General features: G+C 41.2%; 24 protein-coding genes. 7 read left to right on the top strand and 17 right to left on the bottom strand.

Annotated elements, in window-relative coordinates; translation table 11 throughout:
• Positions 1-265 precede the first annotated feature (265 nt).
• Positions 266-1,879: an endonuclease gene (locus tag A9479_RS11985; RefSeq protein WP_064663524.1), complete on the top strand. Its 1,614-nt coding sequence runs from the start codon at positions 266-268 to the stop codon at positions 1,877-1,879.
• Positions 1,880-2,169: 290 nt separating this feature from the next.
• Here A9479_RS11985 and rpsQ read toward each other — a convergent pair whose 3' ends face one another.
• The 11 genes from rpsQ to rpsJ are packed head-to-tail and all read right to left on the bottom strand — an operon-like array spanning position 2,170 to position 7,136.
• A complete protein-coding gene (gene rpsQ / locus A9479_RS11980) occupies positions 2,170-2,427 on the bottom strand; it encodes a 30S ribosomal protein S17 (protein ID WP_013463780.1) in 258 nt (85 codons plus the stop codon).
• Entirely contained in the window at positions 2,427-2,618 is a 192-nt protein-coding gene (rpmC, locus tag A9479_RS11975; protein ID WP_004588692.1) for a 50S ribosomal protein L29, read from the bottom strand. The genes rpsQ and rpmC overlap by 1 nt, the downstream gene beginning before the upstream one ends.
• Positions 2,618-3,031, bottom strand: coding sequence for a 50S ribosomal protein L16 (rplP, locus tag A9479_RS11970; protein WP_008108352.1), 414 nt, complete (start codon positions 3,029-3,031; stop codon positions 2,618-2,620). Before rplP ends, rpmC begins: the two co-directional genes overlap by 1 nt.
• A 12-nt stretch (positions 3,032-3,043) precedes the next feature.
• A complete protein-coding gene (rpsC, locus tag A9479_RS11965; RefSeq protein ID WP_008108350.1) occupies positions 3,044-3,745 on the bottom strand; it encodes a 30S ribosomal protein S3 in 702 nt (233 codons plus the stop codon).
• A 12-nt stretch (positions 3,746-3,757) separates the two neighbouring features.
• Positions 3,758-4,090, bottom strand: coding sequence for a 50S ribosomal protein L22 (gene rplV, locus A9479_RS11960; protein ID WP_004588690.1), 333 nt, complete (start codon positions 4,088-4,090; stop codon positions 3,758-3,760).
• Between the two features lie 13 nt (positions 4,091-4,103).
• Complete coding sequence (gene rpsS / locus A9479_RS11955; RefSeq protein ID WP_004588689.1) at positions 4,104-4,382, bottom strand: 30S ribosomal protein S19; 279 nt, start codon at positions 4,380-4,382, stop codon at positions 4,104-4,106.
• A 15-nt stretch (positions 4,383-4,397) separates the two neighbouring features.
• A complete protein-coding gene (gene rplB / locus A9479_RS11950; RefSeq protein ID WP_007376192.1) occupies positions 4,398-5,222 on the bottom strand; it encodes a 50S ribosomal protein L2 in 825 nt (274 codons plus the stop codon).
• Between the two features lie 17 nt (positions 5,223-5,239).
• Entirely contained in the window at positions 5,240-5,542 is a 303-nt protein-coding gene (gene rplW, locus A9479_RS11945) for a 50S ribosomal protein L23 (protein WP_008108343.1), read from the bottom strand.
• Positions 5,539-6,144, bottom strand: coding sequence for a 50S ribosomal protein L4 (gene rplD / locus A9479_RS11940; RefSeq protein WP_008108340.1), 606 nt, complete (start codon positions 6,142-6,144; stop codon positions 5,539-5,541). The genes rplW and rplD overlap by 4 nt, the downstream gene beginning before the upstream one ends.
• 17 nt (positions 6,145-6,161) lie before the next feature.
• Positions 6,162-6,797: a 50S ribosomal protein L3 gene (gene rplC, locus A9479_RS11935; RefSeq protein ID WP_008108338.1), complete on the bottom strand. Its 636-nt coding sequence runs from the start codon at positions 6,795-6,797 to the stop codon at positions 6,162-6,164.
• Between the two features lie 27 nt (positions 6,798-6,824).
• Positions 6,825-7,136 (bottom strand): 30S ribosomal protein S10, encoded by a 312-nt coding sequence (gene rpsJ / locus A9479_RS11930; protein WP_002957900.1) that lies wholly within the window; start codon positions 7,134-7,136, stop codon positions 6,825-6,827.
• A gap of 427 nt (positions 7,137-7,563) precedes the next feature.
• Between rpsJ and plsB the strand changes: the two genes are divergently transcribed.
• Positions 7,564-10,002: a glycerol-3-phosphate 1-O-acyltransferase PlsB gene (gene plsB, locus A9479_RS11925; RefSeq protein WP_013463779.1), complete on the top strand. Its 2,439-nt coding sequence runs from the start codon at positions 7,564-7,566 to the stop codon at positions 10,000-10,002.
• A 52-nt stretch (positions 10,003-10,054) separates the two neighbouring features.
• Here the strand turns inward: plsB and tesB are convergent, their stop codons facing one another.
• Entirely contained in the window at positions 10,055-10,912 is an 858-nt protein-coding gene (gene tesB / locus A9479_RS11920) for an acyl-CoA thioesterase II (protein WP_013463778.1), read from the bottom strand.
• Between the two features lie 83 nt (positions 10,913-10,995).
• On the opposite strand from tesB, the gene A9479_RS11915 reads away from it, so the two are divergent.
• Positions 10,996-11,451 (top strand): EVE domain-containing protein, encoded by a 456-nt coding sequence (locus A9479_RS11915; RefSeq protein WP_013463777.1) that lies wholly within the window; start codon positions 10,996-10,998, stop codon positions 11,449-11,451.
• 126 nt (positions 11,452-11,577) lie between these two features.
• Positions 11,578-12,609: a hypothetical protein gene (locus tag A9479_RS11910; protein WP_036955672.1), complete on the top strand. Its 1,032-nt coding sequence runs from the start codon at positions 11,578-11,580 to the stop codon at positions 12,607-12,609.
• A 21-nt stretch (positions 12,610-12,630) separates the two neighbouring features.
• On the opposite strand, the gene A9479_RS11905 is transcribed toward A9479_RS11910, so the two are convergent.
• Together A9479_RS11905 and A9479_RS11900 are read right to left on the bottom strand one after the other, a co-directional pair.
• On the bottom strand, positions 12,631-12,822 hold the full coding sequence (locus tag A9479_RS11905) for a hypothetical protein (RefSeq protein WP_013463775.1): 192 nt from the start codon (positions 12,820-12,822) through the stop codon (positions 12,631-12,633).
• The gene (locus A9479_RS11900) at positions 12,822-13,889 is read right to left on the bottom strand and encodes a potassium channel family protein (protein WP_013463774.1); all 1,068 of its coding nucleotides are present in this window, start codon (positions 13,887-13,889) and stop codon (positions 12,822-12,824) included. Before A9479_RS11900 ends, A9479_RS11905 begins: the two co-directional genes overlap by 1 nt.
• A 166-nt stretch (positions 13,890-14,055) precedes the next feature.
• Between A9479_RS11900 and A9479_RS11895 the strand changes: the two genes are divergently transcribed.
• On the top strand, positions 14,056-15,003 hold the full coding sequence (locus A9479_RS11895; protein WP_013463773.1) for a chemotaxis protein CheV: 948 nt from the start codon (positions 14,056-14,058) through the stop codon (positions 15,001-15,003).
• Between the two features lie 170 nt (positions 15,004-15,173).
• Positions 15,174-16,487 (top strand): short-chain fatty acid transporter, encoded by a 1,314-nt coding sequence (locus tag A9479_RS11890; protein ID WP_064663523.1) that lies wholly within the window; start codon positions 15,174-15,176, stop codon positions 16,485-16,487.
• Between the two features lie 101 nt (positions 16,488-16,588).
• Here the strand turns inward: A9479_RS11890 and A9479_RS11885 are convergent, their stop codons facing one another.
• Both A9479_RS11885 and A9479_RS11880 read right to left on the bottom strand, forming a co-directional pair.
• A complete protein-coding gene (locus tag A9479_RS11885; protein WP_028835914.1) occupies positions 16,589-17,329 on the bottom strand; it encodes a CPBP family intramembrane glutamic endopeptidase in 741 nt (246 codons plus the stop codon).
• Between the two features lie 173 nt (positions 17,330-17,502).
• On the bottom strand, positions 17,503-18,519 hold the full coding sequence (locus A9479_RS11880; protein WP_064663522.1) for a metalloprotease: 1,017 nt from the start codon (positions 18,517-18,519) through the stop codon (positions 17,503-17,505).
• 356 nt (positions 18,520-18,875) lie between these two features.
• Between A9479_RS11880 and A9479_RS11875 the strand changes: the two genes are divergently transcribed.
• Entirely contained in the window at positions 18,876-20,093 is a 1,218-nt protein-coding gene (locus tag A9479_RS11875) for an EAL domain-containing protein (protein WP_028835912.1), read from the top strand.
• Here A9479_RS11875 and A9479_RS11870 read toward each other — a convergent pair.
• Complete coding sequence (locus A9479_RS11870) at positions 20,090-21,157, bottom strand: hemolysin family protein (protein ID WP_028835911.1); 1,068 nt, start codon at positions 21,155-21,157, stop codon at positions 20,090-20,092. The genes A9479_RS11875 and A9479_RS11870 overlap by 4 nt on opposite strands.
• Positions 21,158-21,210: the final 53 nt, after the last annotated feature.

The raw sequence follows: 21,210 nt of genomic DNA, 5'->3' as shown, positions 1-21,210 counted from the left end.
AATGCTTGTTCACATTGTTTAAAATGAGTGCCACCTCATTCAGAAGGTTCTGTTGAGGTTAATTGAGTATGCAGGATAGCCGTCTAAGCATAGATAAAAAAAGAATAGAATCTGCTTTGATATTCCATTTAGTTATTAATCTCGTTAAAAACCAGTGAAATTAACCTAAAGGGTTTTTATTGCCTTTTATGAAATTCTAATTTAACAATTTTGTAACCTTTATGATCTAATGTATATTGCTTAAAACTATAAAATAGGAACACCTATGTTACACGGCATATATAAAAACAAATTACTTTTGAGCGCGTTGTTATTGAGCTCTTTGCCTGCGATGGCTAATGTCGTCAATGGTAATTTTGAACAATGGACAGGCAACACTCCACAAGCGTGGACGGTGATTGATAGCGGTATTAACGTATCTGCCAACAGCACAGTCGTGAGTACAGGCTTACAAGCAGCTGCGATTAGCGTAAATACAGGCACACAAAGTAACACTGATTTTTTACAGCAAGTCGCGGTGGAAATGGGTGAAACTTATGAATTTTCAGTGGATGTGTATCATACCGAAGGTCATCTTAAGGCGCGTTTGTTTATAGATGGTTATCAAGGCTATTCAAACCCTACTTTAACAAACCAGTGGCAAACCATAACTTACAGCTATACCGCTGATAGTAGTAAAACGATTGATGTCGGTTTACGCTTTTACGATACAAGCGGCTTTGATGGTAGTGAGTTAGTTTATGTTGATAACTTCTTACCTAATAATGACAGCAGCGGCGGTTCTCCAAGCTGCGCAGGTAACAGCCTTACTTTTAACCTAACCACAGATAACTATGGCGAAGAAACCAGTTGGCAAGTAACGCACAATCAAGCTGGTATAGTTGCAAGCGGCAGTGGTTATGCCGCAAATACCCAATACACCGAACAATTATGCTTAACCAATGGCGACTATACATTTACTATTAACGACAGCTACGGCGATGGTATTTGCTGTTCATATGGCAGTGGTAGCTACGCCTTGAATAATGAAGCCACATTGCTTGCCAGTGGATCAAGCTTTCAAGCAAGTGAGTCTATCGCATTCTCATTAGGTGCTACTCAGCCAACACCGACGCCAACCGGCTACTATGTTACAACTCAAGGCTTAACTGGCTACACGCTAAAAACTGAGCTTTATAACATTATTAATAACCATAACGCTCAAGGGTATTCTGCTATTTGGAGTTTTTACGACGCATCAGCACGCGATAAATACTTTGAAAATGATAACAGTATTTTAGACATGTACAGTGAAAAGCCAAATGGAGTAGATAGCTACACTTATACCGCTGTAAGCGATCAGTGTGGCACCTACAATAGCGAAGCCGATTGTTATAACCGCGAACATTCATTTCCTAAAAGCTGGTTTGGCGGCACCATAGAACCAATGAACTCTGATGTTCATCATATTTACGCCACTGACGGCTATGTAAATTCAAAGCGTAGCAACTTCCCGTTCGGTGAAGTGGCCAGCGCTACGTTTACATCAACAAACGGCAGCAAACTAGGTTCTGCAAGTAGTGCGATTAATTACACTGGTACTGTATTTGAGCCTATTGATGAATTTAAAGGTGACTTTGCTCGTGCTTATTTTTACATGGCTACACGCTACCAAAACGTAATCGGCTCTTGGCAAAATAACACCACGGCTAGTAATGCAGTACTTAACGGCTCTAGTAACCAAGTATTTGAAAGCTGGGTTGTGGCCATGCTGTTAAAATGGCATAACAACGACCCCGTTAGCCAAATGGAATTAGACCGCAATCAAGCAGCGTTTGAATTTCAGGGAAATCGTAACCCGTATATCGACCACCCTGAATTTGTAGAAATGATTTGGTAAAAGGGCTTCGGGCTTCGGGCTTCGGGCTTCGGGCTTCGGGCTTCGGGCTTCGGGCTTCGGGCTTCGGGCTTCGCAGAAAAGCATATGCCTTTGCACTTGCAAAGGCTTTTCTTACGCCTATTTTATAATAATATTTTATTGCACTTAGGTTCGTAACACTCAACCCAAACTACGGCGCTATAATTTACTTCTGCCAGCTAAAGGCTGAAAGCTTACCGCTAAAAACTGCTCTAAACGTAAAAAGCCCCAGCTAATGCCGGGGCTTTTCATAAAACAGACTTAATTAAAAATTAAGCTTGTTTTGGACGTTCAACAACATCTACCAAAGTCCAAGATTTGTTCTTAGAGATTGGAGCGCATTCACGGATAGTAACTACGTCACCCGCTTTTGCAGTGTTATTTTCGTCATGTACGTGTAACTTAGTCGTACGTTTGATGAATTTCCCATAGATTGGGTGCTTCACGTAACGTGCGATAGCAACAGTGAAAGATTTTTCCATCTTGTCGCTGATTACACGGCCTTGAAGAGTACGAATTTTATCGCTCATTATTGACCTGCCTTCTGGTTAATAATTGTTTTTACACGCGCGATATCGCGACGTACTGTTCTTAGCGTGTGTGTCTGAGCTAACTGACCAGTGCTTGCTTGCATGCGCAGGTTAAACTGCTCACGAAGAAGACCTAGAAGTTCAGCATTTAGCTCTTCTACGCTTTTATCTTTTAGTTCGCTTGCTTTCATCACATTACCGTCCGAGTTACGAAAGTTGTTTTGAATGGCAGTTTACGAGCAGCAAGGTTAAACGCTTCACGAGCAAGCTCTTCTGAAACACCTTCCATTTCGTAAAGTACTTTACCAGGCTGAATTTCAGCAACCCAATATTCAACAGAACCTTTACCTTTACCCATACGAACTTCAAGAGGTTTTTCTGTGATCGGCTTGTCAGGGAAGACACGGATCCAGATTTTACCTTGACGTTTCACGTGACGCGTCATAGCACGACGAGCTGCTTCGATTTGACGAGCAGTCATGCGGCCACGACCAGTAGCTTTCAAACCGAAAGTACCGAAGCTTACTTTGTTACCGTTTTGCGCTAGACCACGGTTGCGGCCTTTATGCATTTTACGGAATTTTGTACGTTTTGGCTGTAACATTACTCGCTACCTCTACTTAGCACTTTTTTTGGCTTTCTTTGGTGCGCGTTTAGCTGGCTTCTCTTGCTCTTGTACTAGTGGTAAACCACCAATAACTTCGCCTTTGAAGATCCAAACTTTAACACCAATGATACCGTAAGTGGTTAAGGCTTCAGAAGTTGCGTAGTCGATATCAGCACGAAGAGTATGTAGAGGTACACGACCTTCACGATACCATTCTGAACGTGCGATTTCTGCGCCGCCAAGACGACCGCTAACTTCAACTTTAATCCCTTTAGAACCGATGCGCATTGCATTTTGTACCGAACGCTTCATAGCGCGACGGAACATAACACGACGCTCTAGCTGAGAGGCAATGCCGTCTGCTACTAGTTGTGCATCTAGTTCTGGTTTACGTACTTCAGAAATATTAATCTGAGCAGGTACACCAGCGATTTTAGTTACCGCTTGACGTAATTTTTCTACGTCTTCGCCTTTTTTACCGATAACAACACCCGGACGAGCCGTGTGAATAGTTACTCGGATAGATTTTGCTGGACGCTCAATAACGATTTTAGACACAGAAGCCGCTTTTAATTCCTTAGTAAGGAATGTACGTACTTTGTGATCGCCAAAAAGCTGTGCAGAGAAATCTTTTGAATTCGCGTACCAGGTAGAAACCCAAGGTTTAGATATACCTAGGCGAATACCAGTAGGATGAACTTTTTGTCCCATTACTTATATCTCCTAGCTATCTGAAACCACAACAGTGATGTGGCTTGTACGCTTAAGGATGCGGTCTGCGCGTCCTTTAGCACGTGGCATAATACGTTTCATTGTTGGACCATCGTCCACAAAAATCGTTGTTACACGTAGCTCATCAATGTCAGCACCTTCGTTATGCTCTGCGTTAGCAATAGCAGACTCAAGTACTTTCTTAACTAATACAGCCGCTTTTTTCGGGCTGTACGCCAGGATTTCTAGTGCGCGATCGACAGGTAACCCGCGGATCTGATCTGCAACTAGACGTGCTTTTTGCGCCGAACCAGAGGCGAATTTATGTTTAGCTAATGCTTGCATTTATCTTCCCCTCTTAACGTTTCTTCGCTTTCTTATCCGCAGCATGGCCACGGTAAGTGCGAGTTGGTGCAAATTCACCTAGTTTGTGACCGATCATTTCGTCAGAAACGAAAACTGGTACATGCTGGCGACCATTATGGACAGCAATGGTCAATCCGATCATGTTAGGTATGATCATTGAACGACGGCTCCAAGTTTTAATTGGCTTCTTTTCACCGCTTTCCAAAGCTTTCTCTACCTTCTTCAGCAAGTGTAGGTCTATAAAAGGACCCTTCTTGAGAGAGCGTGGCATGGCTATTCCTCAATATTACTTAGTACGACGACGTACTATAAATTTATCCGTACGCTTGTTCTTACGCGTCTTAGCACCTTTAGTCGGCTTACCCCATGGAGACACAGGATGACGACCACCAGATGTACGACCTTCACCACCACCGTGTGGGTGATCAACCGGGTTCATGGCAACACCACGAACTGTCGGACGAATACCACGCCAGCGATTTGCACCTGCTTTACCAAGTGAACGAAGCATATGCTCAGCATTGCCTACTTCACCTAGTGTCGCACGACAATCAGATTCAACTTTACGAACTTCGCCTGAACGAAGACGTAATGTTACATATTGACCATCACGTGCAAGGATTTGAACGTATGCACCAGCAGAACGTGCAATTTGAGCACCTTTACCTGGTTTAAGTTCTACGTTGTGAACAGTCGAACCTACAGGCATATTACGCATAGGTAATGCATTACCAGGTTTGATTGGTGCATCAACACCAGACTGGATTGCATCGCCAGCTTTTAAGCCTTTTGGTGCGATAATGTAACGACGCTCACCGTCTGCATATAATACAAGAGCGATGTTTGCGCTACGATTTGGATCATATTCTAAACGCTCAACAGTGGCTGGAATGCCATCTTTAGTACGTTTAAAATCGATTAAACGGTAATGCTGCTTATGACCACCACCGATATGACGAACCGTAATACGACCATTGTTATTACGACCACCTGATTTAGAGTTTTTCTCTAATAGTGGTGCGTAAGGTTTACCCTTATGTAAATCTGGGTTAACCACTTTAACTAGGTGACGACGACCCGCAGAAGTTGGCTTACACTTTTGAAGTGCCATAATTCTAACTCCCCTTATTACTCGGCGCCGCCGACAAAGTCCAGCTCGCTACCTTCTTTAAGAGTAACGTAAGCTTTCTTCCAGTCGCTACGACGACCGAAACGCATGCCAGTACGTTTTGTTTTACCCTTAACGTTAAGTGTGCGAACACCAGTTACTTCTACTTCAAAAAGCTTCTCAACTGCCGCTTTAACTTCAGCTTTAGTTGCGTCATTTGCTACTTTGAAAACAATCGTGTTGTTTTCTTCAGCAGCGATTGTGCTTTTTTCAGAGATGTGTGGAGCAAGGATCACTTTTAAAAGACGTTCTTCACGGATCATGCTAGCGCCTCCTCAAGTTGCTTAACAGCAGCAGCTGTAATTAGTACCTTGTCGAAAGCAATTAAGCTTACAGGATCGATACCAGCTACATCACGTGTGTCAACCTTGTACAGGTTACGTGCCGATAAGAAAAGATTTTCATCTACTTCTTCAGTCACGATAAGAACATCTTTAAGCTCAAGTTCTTTAAGCTTAGCAACTAGTTCTTTAGTTTTTGGTGCTTCAAGACCAAAACTTTCAACAACGATTAAACGCTCTTGACGAACTAATTCAGATAAGATGCTTTTGATCGCACCGCGGTACATTTTACGGTTTACTTTTTGGCTGTGGTCTTGTGGTTTAGCTGCGAAGCTAACGCCACCTGAACGCCAAATTGGACTACGGATTGTACCAGCACGTGCACGGCCAGTACCTTTTTGAGCCCATGGTTTTTTACCACCACCGCTTACTTCAGAACGTGTCTTCTGAGCACGAGTACCTTGACGAGCACCTGCTGCGTATGCAACAACTACTTGGTGTACTAATGCTTCGTTAAACTCACGTCCAAAAGTAGCTTCAGAAACTTCAAGAGCGCCAGAAGCGTCTTTAATTGCTAATTCCATCACTAAATCTCCAGGACTTATGCTTTAACAGCTGGTTTAACGATAACGTCACCGCCGATAGCGCCAGGTACTGCACCTTTAACTAAAAGCAGGTTACGCTCAGCGTCAACGCGAACTAGTTCAAGGTTCTGAGTTGTTACTTGCTCATTACCCATTTGACCGGCCATTTTCTTACCTTTAAACACCTTACCAGGTGATTGGTTTTGACCGATTGAACCAGGAGCACGGTGAGATAGAGAGTTACCATGTGTAGCGTCTTGCATGCTGAAATTCCAGCGCTTAACACCACCTTGGAAACCTTTACCTTTAGAAGTACCGGTTACGTCAACTTTGTTGATTTCGTTGAATAATTCAACCGTAAGCTCTGCGCCTACTTCAAAATCGCCTTCACCACCATTTAGGCGGAATTCCCACAGACCGCGACCCGCTTCAACACCAGCTTTAGCGAAGTGACCCGCTGTTGCTTTGTTTACACGGCTTGCTTTTTTAGTGCCTGCGGTTACTTGAAGCGCGTTATAACCGTCTGTTGCGTCAGATTTGATCTGAGCAATGCGGTTAGGAGTCGCTTCAATAACTGTCACAGGGATAGATACACCATCTTCAGTGAAGATACGTGTCATACCCACTTTACGACCGACTAGACCTAATGCCATTTTCCTAAAACCTCTCTAATCTTCCGATTAACCCAGGCTGATTTGAACATCAACACCAGCAGCAAGGTCTAAACGCATAAGTGCGTCTACAGTCTTGTCAGTTGGTTCTACGATGTCGATCAGACGTTTATGGGTGCGGATCTCGTACTGATCACGCGCGTCTTTATTAACGTGCGGTGATGTAAGTACAGTAAAACGTTCAAAGCGTGTAGGTAGTGGAATTGGACCACGTACTTGTGCGCCAGTGCGTTTCGCAGTTTCCACGATTTCCGCCGTTGATTGGTCAATCAAACGGTGGTCAAAAGCTTTTAGGCGAATACGAATGCGTTGATTTGACATTCTTAAACCTCAATATAAAGAGCATTTAAAGAGCATAAAAAAACGACCGAAACAATCTTAATAATTAAGATGCCGGTTGTTAGATTATATCTACGTTGAGTTCCAAATCGGAACTCCTGTTTAATAGCTTGAAATCCAAGCTTAATTTATTCTTTCTTGTTCCCGAGGGAATTTTGAAAGCCTGCGTATTATAATGATGCTGGTGATAAATGCAACAACTATTTAGACATAATTGCTTTGCAATTGTCGTTTAAAAAATAGCTAAGTTTATTAATAGTGAACGTAATGGAAGTGATGATGTCACTATAATGTCATAGCTTGTCGATTAATCTGCAGAGGATTTTTTAGATAATATGTTATCCTATGCGCTAATTTTGCTGTTATATACCCATATTGATTTGGGTAACTACTCTCTTATGGTGAGTCAATGCGTATTTTAAATTATGGTTTAAATCTTATCTCTGGTGGTATTAGCCGCTTGTTTGTTAAAAGCAAAGTACTGCCTGAGAAGCCGTTAGAGCAATTTGAGTTAAACCCTAAAAACCCGACCTTTTATATAGTGCGTTTAAATTCACGCTTTGATTTAGCGGCACTCGCGCGCGTATGTAAACGAAATGGCTTGCCCGACCCTACCGAGCAGCAAGTGTTAGGTGACCAAGCGTTAGATCGTTTTATTGGCATTAAAAACCCACCACCGTTATTTGGTAATAAAGAAAAGCCTACCAACGCATTAGATCAGGGCAAGCAAATCATTGAACACTTATTAAATAGTGGCCAAAAAAATGTGCAGGTTGTGCCTGTGACTATTTTATGGGGCAGAGCGCCGGGTAAAGAGAAGCCAGGACTGAGTACTTTACTTTCGCACTCACTTACGCCCAGCTGGTTTAGAAAAATATTTGTTGTACTTTTTTCAGGTAGAGACAACTTTATTCGTTTTAGCCAACCACTCGATTTATCACTATTGGTGAACGAAAAAGCCGATGTAAATGAGCTTCCGCATAAACTACTTCGCGTAGCTAGAGTACACTTTAAGCGCCAGAAGCTGGCTGCCACAGGGCCTAAGATCCCATCTCGAGATCAATTATTTAGCTCACTACTGGCATCCCCAACGATAAAAAAAGCGATTCAAACTGAAGCGTCTGAAAAAAATATTAGCCAAGCCCAAGCGCGACAAAACGCATTAAAGCTTCTTGATGAAATTGCTGCTAATTACAGCGACGCCACCATTCGCGTTGCCGATCGCATATTAACCTGGCTTTGGAACAAGCTGTATAATGGGATTGATATAAAGTACACCGAGCAAATCCATGACCTAACCAACAAAGGCCATGAAATAATCTACATGCCGTGTCATCGTAGTCATATGGATTACTTGCTACTGACCTACTCTATTTACCATCAAGGGCTTGTTCCACCGCATATTGCAGCGGGTATTAACTTAAACTTTTTCCCAGCCGGTGGCATATTCCGCCGCAGTGGCGCGTTTTTTATTCGCCGCTCGTTTGCTGGTAATAAACTTTACTCAGCGGTATTTAAAGAATACTTAAGCCAGTTATTTATCAAAGGTTACTCGGTAAAGTTTTATACCGAGGGTGGGCGCAGCAGAACGGGACGTTTATTACCCCCTAAAACCGGCATGCTCGCAATGACAATGCAAGCCATGTTGCGCGGTATAGACAGACCTATATCTATTGTGCCTGTATATATTGGTTACGAGCACGTCATGGAAATCAATACCTATTTAAAAGAGCTGGCTGGGAACGATAAAAAAGGCGAGTCGATATTAGGTATTTTTAAAGCGATTAAAAATTTAAAAAACTATGGTCGTGGTTATTTAAACTTTGGCGACCCTATTTCTATCAATCAGTATTTAAATGATAACCAGCCTGACTGGCGTGAATCAATTCATGCAACCGATGTGCAAAAACCACAATGGTTAGGGCCGCAGGTGGCTAATCTTGCTGATCAGGTTATGGTTAAAATTAACAATGCCGCCGCACTTAACTCAGTTAACTTACTGGCGATGATACTGCTGGTAAACGATAAGCAGGCATTGAGTAAGCCAAAGCTGTTAGCTCAGCTTGAGTTTTACTTACGATTGCAACGTGAAGCCAGCTATAGCAGTAAAATAACCGCACCAGATGAAACACCAGAGCAGCTACTTGAACATGCCTTAAAACTTAATAAGTTTGATGTGATCAGTGATGAGTTTGGCGAAATAATTGCGATAAGCGATAAAGAAAAAACCTTATTCAACTACTACCGTAATAACATTTTACATATTTTTGCGGTGCCTAGTTTAGTGGCGCTGCATTTATTTAAGCAACATCAAAGCACCGTAACTCAGTGCCATCAGCTGGTGAAATCTTTTTATCCATTGTTTGCTAAAGAGTGGTACTTGCAAGAGTTAGATGAGAGCTACGTTACTCGTATTTTAACTAACTTTAGTGATCAAGGCTTAATTGCGCTTGATGGTGATAACATTAAAGTGACTCAAAATAACGATAGCTTTGCCAAACTCGAAATGCTCGGTCGTGCATTGAGCTTTACTTTGCAACGTTATGCGATTGTGATTGGCTTTATTCAAACCAGCCAAGGGATTGAAAAAGCAGAGCTTGAACGTGAAAGCTATGTGCTGGCGCAGCGCTTGGGTACGTTACATGGCATTAAAACGCCGGAGTTTTTTGATAAGAAGGTACTCAGTAGCTTTATTTCAAACCTACGCGAACAAAAGCTGATTAGTGAGTCAGACAGTGGCTTACAAGGCAGCTCAGCGTTGTGCGAGACTTACAAGCAACTACAAACGCTATTACCGGCACGTATTTGGCAGTCAATAACAGATATTGTGCACGCTCAATGCAAGTAAAATAAAACCATACCCACTATATTGAAGGTATTCAATATAGTGGGTATTAGGATTAGCGCTGGCGCATTACCCCTTCTTGAATAGTAGAGGCTACCAAGTTTCCTTGGCGGTCAAAAAACTGCCCACGTACCAGCCCTCTTCCTGAGCTCGCGCTTGGGCTATCAATTGTATACAAAATCCAATCATCCATTCTAAACGGACGATGAAACCACATAGCATGGTCAATCGTCGCCACTTGCATATTCGGCTGCATAAACGATACGCCATGTGGTTGTAATGCGGTTGGTAAAAATTCAAAGTCGGACGCATACGCTAATAAATAGTTATGAATACGTTGATCGTCAGGCATATCGCCATTGGCTTTAAACCAAATATGTTTTACTGGTTCAATGGCTTCTGGTTTAAAGGGGTTATGAAAATTCACTGGGCGCATTTCAATTGGCATTTCACGAATAAATTTATTACGGATAGCTTCTGGAATATGCTGTGCATTTTCTTGATAAAATTCTAATGAAGAACGTAGCTCTTCAGGGGCAGGAACATCTGGCATGGTCGCTTGATGCGATAACCCTTGTTCATCACCTTGAAACGACGCCGTCATGTAAAAAATAGGCTTACCGTACTGAATCGCGCTAACACGACGCGTACTAAAACTTTTACCATCGCGAATCGTTTCAACGTCATACACTATCGGCTTTGCAGCGTCCCCAGGGCGTAAAAAGTAAGAATGTAATGAGTGAACAATTCGCCCCGCTGGCAGTGTTTCTTTGGCTGCTGAAAGCGCTTGCCCCATAACTTGACCGCCAAACACCGCTCTAAAACCTAAGTCTTGGCTTTGTCCTCGGTATAAACCTTGTTCAATTTCTTCAAGTGATAACAACGACAATAAATCATCTAATACTTGGCTCATTATTTCTTCCTCAATCCCCTAATTTCTAAATGATACTATACAATACTGGAAAAATACCAACACACTGAGTGAGGAAAACTAATATGGCTTTTTGGCTATTTAAAACCGAACCCGACGCCTTTTCAATTGATGACTTAAAGTATGCCCCTGAACAAACCACTTTATGGGAAGGCGTGCGAAACTACCAAGCGCGTAACTTTATCCGCGATGATGTTAAACAAGGTGATTTAGTGATGATTTATCATTCTAGCTGTAAACAGGTTGGCGTTGCGGGAATAGGAATTGTCACTAAAGCCGCTTACCCTGATCCGACTCAGTTTGACTTAAGTAGCGATTATTATGATGCCAAAGCAACCGTTGAGACCCCCCGTTGGTTTGTGGTGGAAGTAACCTACCATTCTCATCTCAGTAGCATAGTGAGCTTGCAAGCAATTAAGGCAAATGAGTCAGTGACAGACATTGCACTTAAAAAAGGGGGACGTTTATCGGTCATGCCAGTGACCGAAAATGACTGGAATGAAATTTTGAACATGGCTTAATAGTCGCAAAGGTAACATACATTTTGCCATTAAAAAGGCAGTCCACCAGCACAGTATAGCTTGGCTCAATTTCTCTTATGCCCTCAGATTTGCTATGATCTGCGGCTTGTGCGCACTGGAGGAAAAATGAAATTACTATACTGGTTAGATGAATGGTTAACTCTCAGCGATAATGAGAAGCAAGCAAAACTACCTACCTCTGGTGGGGATTTACTCGGTGATGTGTATGTAAAATATCACTTTGTTGATCTCAACAAACCCCTGCTTTTTACTTTTTCACCTGCCGGTACTGATGTACAAGAGCGTGATTTGAACGAAGACTTTGCACCTTGGGGCTATCATTTAGCACAAAAGCAAAACGTTAATATTATTGCGTTTCAGCATTTGGGTAAAAGTAATTGGTTTCGTAACCGCAATTTAATCTTTTTTATTGAGCAACTATCAACTCTACTCTCTCCTTTTGAAACCAAGCTAGGCTATGGACTTAGTCGTGGCGGCTTTGCTGTGGGTGCATTTGCTAAATTACTCAAACTCGACAAAGTACTGCTTTTCCATCCTGTTAGCACTAAAAACAAACTTATCGCCCCTTGGGATGACCGCTCAAGTACCGACATTGCCCAACAATATGACTGGCAAGGTGACTACCATGATTTAGATTTAGGGGATGCACAGGGCTACATTATTTACGACCCAACCAACCGCATTGACCGCCAACACGCTAAACGCTACCAGCAGCTCACTCACTTACGCGTATTTGGGATGGGGCACGGCACTCATGCCACTTATTTAAATAAGTTTGGGTTTTATAAACAAGTGGCTATTGATTTTATTGCTAATCAACAAATCGACATTGCACAATTTAGGCTACAAACAAAAACACTGCGTTTAAAAGAGGATTATTATAAAAAACTTAATAAAGCCAATGCTAATTCGCCGCATCGTCAAGCGTTATTAAGTACCGCTCACACTATTTTAATCGACGAAAAAGCAGCGCACGTGCAAGAGCACCAAGAAAAAATTGATATTCAACCTTTAATAGACGTAGCCATTAAGCATCAAGATGAAAATCCAAATGATGCCATTAAACTATTAGAAGTGGCTCAACAGCTAGCGCCAGACGACCCGCTGGTTGAGCATAAGCTGAGACAATTAGAATAAGTAACAAAAGGTACTCATTCTTTACTTTTTCTTGGCGTGCCCTTGCTTGGGCACAATCGAAAAGTAAAGAATCAGCGCTATCCACGAAAAGAAGATAGCGCCGACTAGCCAGCCATTTTTTTCATGGCCTTGGCTACGCTTACTGTTAAGAATTATCATAATAGGGAAAATGTAAGCACATAAAACGATAATTAAAAACGCAATTTCAGTCATTATTTTTCCAAGCTAGGCCAGTCAACTTCATTACTCAATACTCGCTCTTGCGCAATGTAATGCAAAATATCTCCGGCGTTTACTGCATAATCTAAAGGCGGATTTAAATCCATATTTTTTGCACTTAAATTATGAGCCACACCTAACAATATTGCATCATGATCGTACTTAAAGTGATGAAATAATTTGCCAAACTCCATGGTTTTTACATTACTAGGGATTTGTAAACTAAACTGCGTATCACCATGCAAGGTTGATAATAGTTCCTCTTGTACACGACTTGAGCCTGGGTCTTGCATTGAGCGCACTAAAATCTCTGCCGATTTAGTACTGCTACACTCTACGTTGTGGCAATGCTCTAATAACATTTCCACTTTCGTTTCATCAAAAAAGTGCGCACTTATGTGACAATCTTCTTTGACTAAACGGCTAATACGCAGTGCGGTGGTAAATGTTTGGTCGTCATCTTGGCCATCAATAATCACTTTATCGGCGTGGCGAATGGCAACGCGTTCTAATTCATCCAAATCGGTGAAACTGGTTAGGCGAGCAAAATCAACATTCTCATTACTTAAAAACGGATGCTCTATTTGTTCAGTAACCGCTAATAAGATACGGCGATCTGTCCGCTTAGTATCAGCCAAAATGTAGTCGATCATTTTTTTGGTACGAGCATTATGCCAACCAAAAATAATAATATGATTGCTACTGTGAGCAAAGTTTTTATCACCAGTCATAGCGCGCCTAATTAAGTAAGTTACTGTTTGTCCTGTTTTACCCAACAAGACACCAAATAAAGCCAAACCAAAAGGTATTTGTATTAATGCGACAATCCATCGACCTAAGTCAGTTGATGGACTTAAATCCCCATACCCTACCGTTGAAGTGGTTACCGTGTAGTAGTAAAAAAAAGTACCCGGTGAAAGCAGTGCCTGCTCATTTGCCACTAACAATAAGCACCAAGTAAGCAGCATATGTAAGGATGTTGCTATTACAACAGACTGCCAACTTACCTGATCAATATGGCTGCGCAACAGCACAACAATACGTTTAAAAATATGATGCATAATTTTTTGTTAATCGATTGATTATTTAAATCATTTAGTAACACGATACTGCACATGATAACACTTAAGCAACGTTTTACTGTAATCGAAATATTCACGGTTCGTTATGAAGAAAAATAAGAGTAAACTATAGTTATTAAGTTATGAGGAAAAATATGGGTCTATTATGTCAGGTGTTTTAGCGTCAGTTGATCAGCGTACTCAGCTTGTAGGCGAAAATCGTTTAGAGTTGCTACTTTTTTATTTGCATAGCCGCCATTTATTTGCACTCAATGTATTTAAAATAAAAGAAGTGGTAAAGCTTCCCCGTTTAAGCAAAATACCGCACTCTCACCCTAAGGTAACCGGTGTAGCCAATATACGCGGTGAATCTATCCCAGTGATTGACCTTCGCCAAGCCATTTCTATGGCTAAAAAAGAATATGGTGAAGATTGTAATCTGGTCATAACTGAATATAACCGTACCACACAAGGTTTTTTGATTGGCAAGGTTGATCAAATCATGAATATGACCTGGTCTGACATTATGCCGCCCCCCAGCTCTGTGGGTAAAAATCATTATATTACGGCACTAACTAAAGTACAGCGTGATGGCCAAGAGCAATTAGTTGAAATTATTGATGTAGAAAAAGTACTCGCTGAAATAGTTGAGTACGAGGTCAATATTACTGATGGGGTGTTGGATGAAACCATAGTAAACGAATTTGCAGGACGCAAAATATTGCACGCCGATGATTCGCCAACAGCACGTAAACAAGTTAGCGATACGTTATCGCAGCTTGGTATCGAAATTATTCCTGCCAGTAACGGTCTAGAAGCCCTACAAATGCTCAAAAGCTGGGCTGATGAAGGACGCGATGTTGAAAAAGAGCTGCTAATGGTGATTACCGATGCCGAAATGCCTTCGATGGATGGCTATCGCTTAACCTATGAAATACGTAACGACAACCGTTTAAAAAACTTACATGTGGTGCTTAACACGTCCCTGAGTGGTAGCTTCAACCAAGCCATGGTGGAAAAAGTAGGCTGTAATGCATTTTTATCAAAATTTCAGCCCGACTTACTCGTTCAAGAAGTACAAAATCGCTTAAAGCAAGTGCTTGGTGATTCTTAATTGAGCATAACTAGCAAATACCGACCAAGGTAAGTATTTGCTAGCGACATTCCCTCATCAACAACCTTTAAAAAGTCTGCCTTGCTGAGCATTTATTCAAAGCGGTGTTTGCTAATCCTAAGATTTCATGATTAATTAACAAATAAGTTTTCACTAACTCGTTATTAATTATGCTTAATAAAGTTGCCAGTCCACTTACCAAGCTCGTCGAGCGCTACTTACCCGACCCATTTATATTTGTTATTTTGCTCACAATTATTACTTTAGTCATTGCGAATTTAGCGACCCCTGCAACCACACTTGAGGTAATAACATCATGGGGGAGCGGGTTTTGGAACTTACTAAGCTTTGCCATGCAAATGCTGTTGGTATTAGTAACAGGCTATATGCTTGCCAGTACCTCTTTAATAAGTATGTTACTAACAAAATTAGCAACGCTTGCTAATACGGCCCCAAAAGCCATTATTTTAGTGACATTTATTTCGCTTTTGGCAAGCTGGCTAAATTGGGGGTTTGGCTTAGTAATTGGTGCTTTATTTGCTAAAGCCATTGCTAAGCAGACTCGAGTGGATTATCGGCTGTTAGTGGCAAGTGCCTATTCAGGCTTTGTAGTATGGCACGGCGGATTGGCAGGCTCCGTACCACTAACCATTGCCACCGAAGGGCATTTTTCACAGGCGACTATGGGTATTATTGGCACACAGCAAACCTTATTCGCAGGCTTTAACATTGCGATTCTGATTGGCTTATTTATTATTATGCCGCTGGTTAACCGCTACATGCTACCGAGTGAAAAAGACAGTGTTTATGTTGACCCATCACTGCTTGAAAACACACCACCTGATAAAGTAACAATAACACGCCCTGCTCAGCATTTAGAACAAAGTAAGCTATTAGGTATGGGCATTGGTTTAATCGGACTTGCCTACTTAGGTTATTACTTTTTCATCGCAGGTGGCGGCTTAAACCTCAATAGTGTAATTACCCTGTTTTTGTTTATGGCAATCACTCTGCATCAAACACCCCATAATGTGCTTAATAGCTTGCAACAAGCGATTCCGAGTGGCGCAGGAATTGTAATTCAGTTCCCTTTTTATGCTGGTATTATGGCGGTCATGGTAGATACTGGACTGGCGCAACAAATATCACAGGGCTTTATAGCCATAGCGGATGCCGATAGCTTGCCATTTTACAGTTTCATTAGTGCAGGACTCGTTAATATGTTTGTGCCCTCAGGTGGCGGACAATGGGCGGTACAAGCGCCTATTGTTATCCCTGCAGCACAAGAGCTTGGTGCAGATATGGCGCGGGTTGCTATGGCTGTGGCGTGGGGAGATGCATGGACTAATTTAATTCAACCCTTTTGGGCATTACCGGTATTAGCCATTGCAGGATTAAAAGCTAAAGATATTATGGGCTTTTGCGTGGTACAGCTGATTATTACTGGGGTGTTTATATCCTTGATGCTAAGTTTTTATCCATGAGTATTTTGGTAATAAATAGGCGCGATTTTATATCGCGCTTGCTAGCTGCAAACCAAAAGAACTAAGTAAGAAAGTAAAGTTAACTGATAAGTCATTTAATCTCACCAAATAGTCTCACCTAGTGCTAATAAATTACAGATCATGTGAGCGATAATGCAATACCACAAGTTACCCGATAGATGACGAATTAATCCCATCAAGCAAGAAAACACAAACAGAGAAATAAAAATTTCAACTTGATCATACTGCCCATGTAACAATGTAAACACGATACTTGGGATAATAATTGCGCCAATAGCTCCCAAGGCTGTTTTTTTCAGCCTGTAGAATGCTACTCCTCGAAAAACTACTTCCTCAAATATAGGCCCAATAAATACTACGGCTAAAAACAGCATAATTTTAGCTAAAAGCGAGTTTGTTTGTGCTTCAACTTCTAACATAAAATCTGGCAAGGCGACTTCCATAAAGCCAAAAAGCCATTGTTCCAGTAAAACGTAAGCCGCTGTTAATAGCACTGTAATGATTAAAGGAAAAAGAGCCACCTTCTCTATTGCTAAACGCCCAATAACTTCGCTTTTATTTTGCGCATCAAGAGTAGACTTTAAAAATGGCAGCGTAAGTACAGCAGTGAGGAAGGTAGATATAAAAACTAAGCCGGGATTCGAATCTAGTTGCTCTAAATAAGTAATGTCATTTAATAATAATGCCCCACCACCCGATAAAAAAATAATCAAGTATGAAGCCATTGGGAGCGCCAGTGAAAAAAAGGCCAACCAATAAAGCGTGTACAATAAAGATTCCACTGTACTTTGATTTACTTGTTGTTTTATCGCATCATCCATAATTTATCAGCTCACGGCTTCTTATTATTTTTCATTCTGAAGGATAGTACCATACCAATTCCCCCATTAAGAAACAAACCAAAACTAACATCTTGCCATCGCCACACAAACCTTAAAAAATACCATGCAAAAAACAGCATGGTGAGCAAAATTCGATCTGCCATACTGTTTTTTTAGCTCGATAAGATTTTCATCGGTAAGCTTAATATCGCGTTTTCAGAGTCAGCAAAGTGCATCATCACTGCTACATGGCCAGCAACCACCAGTGCATACATGACCGCTGAAAAGCCTTGGCCATATTTATCTAATGGCAATAAATGCGAATAATGACGGCCGCGCCATTCAAACACAATTTCCAGTGCGCCAACAAACAAAAAGAACACCAGCAACATCAAGCCAAACGTATAGCTAAGCCATAAACCAAATAGCACACCTAGTAAGCACACACTTAAACCAACCCATGAGCGCATTGAAAAGCTAATGCTTTTTAGTACATGCCCGCCATCAAGCGGTAAAATAGGCAGTAAATTGAATAAATTAAGCAGTGCACTAAGCACTGCAACACCGGCAAATATTTCCATTTCTGTGGCGTAATAAAGCACTACACCTAACACTGAGGTAAACAAACCAAAGGCAGGGCCCATTAGTGAGATCACCACATCTTGCCAGCGCGTAGATATTTTATCGTCGCTAACGGCTAACCCGCCTACAAAAGGAATTAAATAAATGCCTTTGGTTTTTATCCCAAAATACTTCATAGCTCGTACGTGGCCATATTCATGTACTACCAGGCAAGCAATCAGCATTAACGCAAATTCAATGGTAAACAGCCAAGCATAACCGGCCACCGATGCGCTCGCTAGCGCCACTTTAACCACCTTAGCACTTTTAAATAACTTAAAGCCTAGCGCCGCAAGTCCCAAAAACCCTTTTTTAGATTCGCCTTGCGCCGCCACAGGTAAAGCCAGCTGAGTGGCAAACTGATTATCTACAAATAGCGCAATACTCTGTTGGTTAACGTCACTGCTATCAATACCAATTAGCTGCTCATCAAGCATAAACTCAACATAGTTTTCACGTGGATTTTCAAATGCAATAGCTTGCTGATCATGAAATATTTTTACAATTTGTTGCTTATCTAGCATAAGCGTAAACGGTTGTTCGGCTAGATTCAGATCGATTTTTATCATTGTTATATCAGTTCGCTTAATTAAGGGTGCTATTTTGAGGCAGAAAAATCCTGTCGATAGCAAGGCAAAAACTTCGTTATTTAGTTGCTCTTAAGGAGAATTTTTTAACGCAGCTCGCGTCTGACTTGCCCCTCAAAATGATTAAGTATTATTGCGGCTTGGTATTATAACCATTATAAATTATGGCGCTAGTATACCTACCCACCTAAAAAACACGAGTGAGATAGAATAATTTGTCGATTGGATTTTGCTGATATTTAAAATTTAAAACAGCAATAAATACTGACAAAAACAATTCAAGCGACTATTTTTAAAACAGAAGGATATAAATTACGACCGTTAAGTTAAGGACAACAATGCACACAAAATTACCAAACATACTCGTTGTCGATGACTCAAAAGCCATTTTGATTGTCATGAAAGCTATTTTTAATGAACTCGAAATGTCGCAATCCACAACCACCTGTTTAAACCCTGTTAAAGCACTTGAAAAAGTAAAAGCTGATATAAACTATTTTGATGCCATATTTACCGATCTTAATATGCCAGAAATGGATGGCATGGAGCTGATCCGTAACTTAGGTGAAATAGGCTATTGCGGTGCAATTGTTATTATTTCTGAAATGGACCCGAAAATAATCAGCCTAGCCGCTGACCTCGCTAAACAGCACAATGTGCATTTAATTGGCAACCTATCTAAGCCTGTGCAACTCAATCAGGTAAATACGTTACTTACCAAAATCGCTCAGTTAAACAGCCACACACTTGTAAAAGAGCGCCCAATCACTAAAGAAAAACTAATTAAAGCATTAAAAAATAATGAAATAACACCTTACTATCAACCTAAAATAAATATAAACACCAATCAAATACAAAGTGTTGAAGTGCTGGCTCGCATTGTATCAAGTAAAGACGAGCGAGTTATTTTACCAAGCCGTTTTATCAGCCTGGCTGAGCAATGCGATTTAATCAATGACATTACGTTTACGCTATTTGAAAAAGCCTGTGGTGACATCAAGCAACTAAAAGAGCAGCTGGGTACAAATTTGAAATTGTCATTTAACTTATCGCCGTGTCAGTTAGATGATTTAAACAGCCCCAATAAGTTATTACAGCTTCTACAAAAACATGATGTTTTACCTAGTGATGTGGTGCTTGAAATAACCGAGCAGCATGCCCTTTCAAGCTACACTCAACTCGAAACCTTAAATAGATTAAGAATATTCGGCTTTGGTATTTCACTCGATGACTTTGGCACTGGTTTTACTAATATTAACCAACTGAAACAGCTGCCATTTACAGAAGTAAAAATAGATCGCTCTTTTATTAGCCACATAGAAACCGATAAGTTTTCTCAAGTGGTAGTCAGTTCACTAATTAATATGACAACCCAAGAGCAGCTTGAATTAGTGGCCGAAGGGGTTGAGCGCCCCGAAGAGCTGGCCTACCTCAAGCATTATCAAACAAATTTAGCTATACAGGGCTTTTTATTTAGTTGCCCAAAAGCAAAAGCTGAATTTATCTCGTGGGCCCAACACTGGATAAAAACAGCTGCTAAAACAAAAAACAGCTAACGAGATTCATTATCGTCGGCGCTGACGATATGCTCACTATCAGCTAAACGCTGGTGCCAACGCTGCTTTGCTACGGCGCGCATATTGGTTGATTGATCTCGCTCATCCACAATTTCTAAGCCCATTAACGCTTCTATCATATCCTCGAGCGTTACAATTCCTTGCACATCACCGTATTCGTCAATCACTAAGCAAATGTGGGTACGTTGGGTGAGCAATGTTTGTAATAGCGACGATACATTTTGGGTGCTCGGTACCGTATAGATAGGTTTAACTAACTTACTAATTTTGTAATCTGTGCCTAACCGATGATATGCCAACATAATATCGTTTTTATGTACAAAGCCTATGATATCGTCAGCGTCTTTGTCATAAATTAGCACTCGAGAGAATGACGACGAACCGTGTTCACTCAAGTATTGATTAACGGTAAGATCTTTATGGATTTTAAAAATGACCGTACGCGGTGTCATTAAATCGGTTAGTTTTGCATGCCTAAAGTGCAGCAAGTTACGAATGATTTCTGATTCATCAGCATGAAGCGCCCCAGACTCACTACCAATGTCGGCCATTGCTTCTATTTCTTGGCGAATATAATAGGCCTCATTATGCTTTTGACCCATCAAATTAGTTAGCTTTTGTGCTGCCCAAACAAAAGGCTTAAGGACTAGTACCAAAATACGTAAACCATAAGTCACACTAGGCGTTAAAGCACGCCAATAATTAGCCCCCAGCGTTTTAGGAATAATTTCAGATAACACCAGTACCAATAAAGTCATAATCGCAGACGCAATCCCCACAGCCGCATCTGAAAACACCACGGCAGCCTGTGCGCCCACGCCCGCAGCACCAGCAGTATGTGCAACAGTATTAAGTGTTAAAATAGCCGCTAATGGCTGATCGATATTACTTTTTAGCTTCTCTAGTTGCTTAGCCAGTACTGGCCGCTCTTTACGAAGCAGCGCAACATAACTAGGTGAAATGCTCAATAGCACCGCTTCCATGACAGAACATAGAAACGAAATCACAATCGCTGTAACCATGTAAACGATTAATAGTGTCACTTTTTTTCCTCTAAATTGGATATATGAGCATCATAACAATACATGCTATATTT

The organism is Pseudoalteromonas sp. MQS005, assembly GCF_001661605.1.
In the GTDB taxonomy this organism is placed as follows: Bacteria; Pseudomonadota; Gammaproteobacteria; order Enterobacterales; family Alteromonadaceae; genus Pseudoalteromonas; species Pseudoalteromonas tetraodonis.
Note: the sequence above shows the minus strand (reverse complement) of the source record. Positions and strands in the feature narration are given on the sequence as shown.

What these genes read in the sequence shown, in the direction of transcription:
- A9479_RS11900 (WP_013463774.1), bottom strand. Translation starts at nt 13,889, where the DNA reads ATGCATCATATTTTTAAACGTATTGTTGTGCTGTTGCGCAGCCATATT.
- rplV (WP_004588690.1), bottom strand. Translation starts at nt 4,090, where the DNA reads ATGCAAGCATTAGCTAAACATAAATTCGCCTCTGGTTCGGCGCAAAAA.
- A9479_RS11875 (WP_028835912.1), top strand. Translation starts at nt 18,876, where the DNA reads ATGCACACAAAATTACCAAACATACTCGTTGTCGATGACTCAAAAGCC.
- rpsS (WP_004588689.1), bottom strand. Translation starts at nt 4,382, where the DNA reads ATGCCACGCTCTCTCAAGAAGGGTCCTTTTATAGACCTACACTTGCTG.
- rpmC (WP_004588692.1), bottom strand. Translation starts at nt 2,618, where the DNA reads ATGAAAGCAAGCGAACTAAAAGATAAAAGCGTAGAAGAGCTAAATGCT.
- A9479_RS11985 (WP_064663524.1), top strand. Translation starts at nt 266, where the DNA reads ATGTTACACGGCATATATAAAAACAAATTACTTTTGAGCGCGTTGTTA.
- rplB (WP_007376192.1), bottom strand. Translation starts at nt 5,222, where the DNA reads ATGGCACTTCAAAAGTGTAAGCCAACTTCTGCGGGTCGTCGTCACCTA.
- rplW (WP_008108343.1), bottom strand. Translation starts at nt 5,542, where the DNA reads ATGATCCGTGAAGAACGTCTTTTAAAAGTGATCCTTGCTCCACACATC.
- A9479_RS11880 (WP_064663522.1), bottom strand. Translation starts at nt 18,519, where the DNA reads ATGATAAAAATCGATCTGAATCTAGCCGAACAACCGTTTACGCTTATG.
- rpsQ (WP_013463780.1), bottom strand. Translation starts at nt 2,427, where the DNA reads ATGAGCGATAAAATTCGTACTCTTCAAGGCCGTGTAATCAGCGACAAG.
- tesB (WP_013463778.1), bottom strand. Translation starts at nt 10,912, where the DNA reads ATGAGCCAAGTATTAGATGATTTATTGTCGTTGTTATCACTTGAAGAA.
- rplC (WP_008108338.1), bottom strand. Translation starts at nt 6,797, where the DNA reads ATGGCATTAGGTCTAGTCGGTCGTAAAGTGGGTATGACACGTATCTTC.
- rpsJ (WP_002957900.1), bottom strand. Translation starts at nt 7,136, where the DNA reads ATGTCAAATCAACGCATTCGTATTCGCCTAAAAGCTTTTGACCACCGT.
- rplD (WP_008108340.1), bottom strand. Translation starts at nt 6,144, where the DNA reads ATGGAATTAGCAATTAAAGACGCTTCTGGCGCTCTTGAAGTTTCTGAA.
- A9479_RS11890 (WP_064663523.1), top strand. Translation starts at nt 15,174, where the DNA reads ATGCTTAATAAAGTTGCCAGTCCACTTACCAAGCTCGTCGAGCGCTAC.
- plsB (WP_013463779.1), top strand. Translation starts at nt 7,564, where the DNA reads ATGCGTATTTTAAATTATGGTTTAAATCTTATCTCTGGTGGTATTAGC.
- A9479_RS11905 (WP_013463775.1), bottom strand. Translation starts at nt 12,822, where the DNA reads ATGACTGAAATTGCGTTTTTAATTATCGTTTTATGTGCTTACATTTTC.
- rpsC (WP_008108350.1), bottom strand. Translation starts at nt 3,745, where the DNA reads ATGGGACAAAAAGTTCATCCTACTGGTATTCGCCTAGGTATATCTAAA.
- A9479_RS11910 (WP_036955672.1), top strand. Translation starts at nt 11,578, where the DNA reads ATGAAATTACTATACTGGTTAGATGAATGGTTAACTCTCAGCGATAAT.
- A9479_RS11915 (WP_013463777.1), top strand. Translation starts at nt 10,996, where the DNA reads ATGGCTTTTTGGCTATTTAAAACCGAACCCGACGCCTTTTCAATTGAT.
- A9479_RS11885 (WP_028835914.1), bottom strand. Translation starts at nt 17,329, where the DNA reads ATGGATGATGCGATAAAACAACAAGTAAATCAAAGTACAGTGGAATCT.
- A9479_RS11895 (WP_013463773.1), top strand. Translation starts at nt 14,056, where the DNA reads ATGTCAGGTGTTTTAGCGTCAGTTGATCAGCGTACTCAGCTTGTAGGC.
- rplP (WP_008108352.1), bottom strand. Translation starts at nt 3,031, where the DNA reads ATGTTACAGCCAAAACGTACAAAATTCCGTAAAATGCATAAAGGCCGC.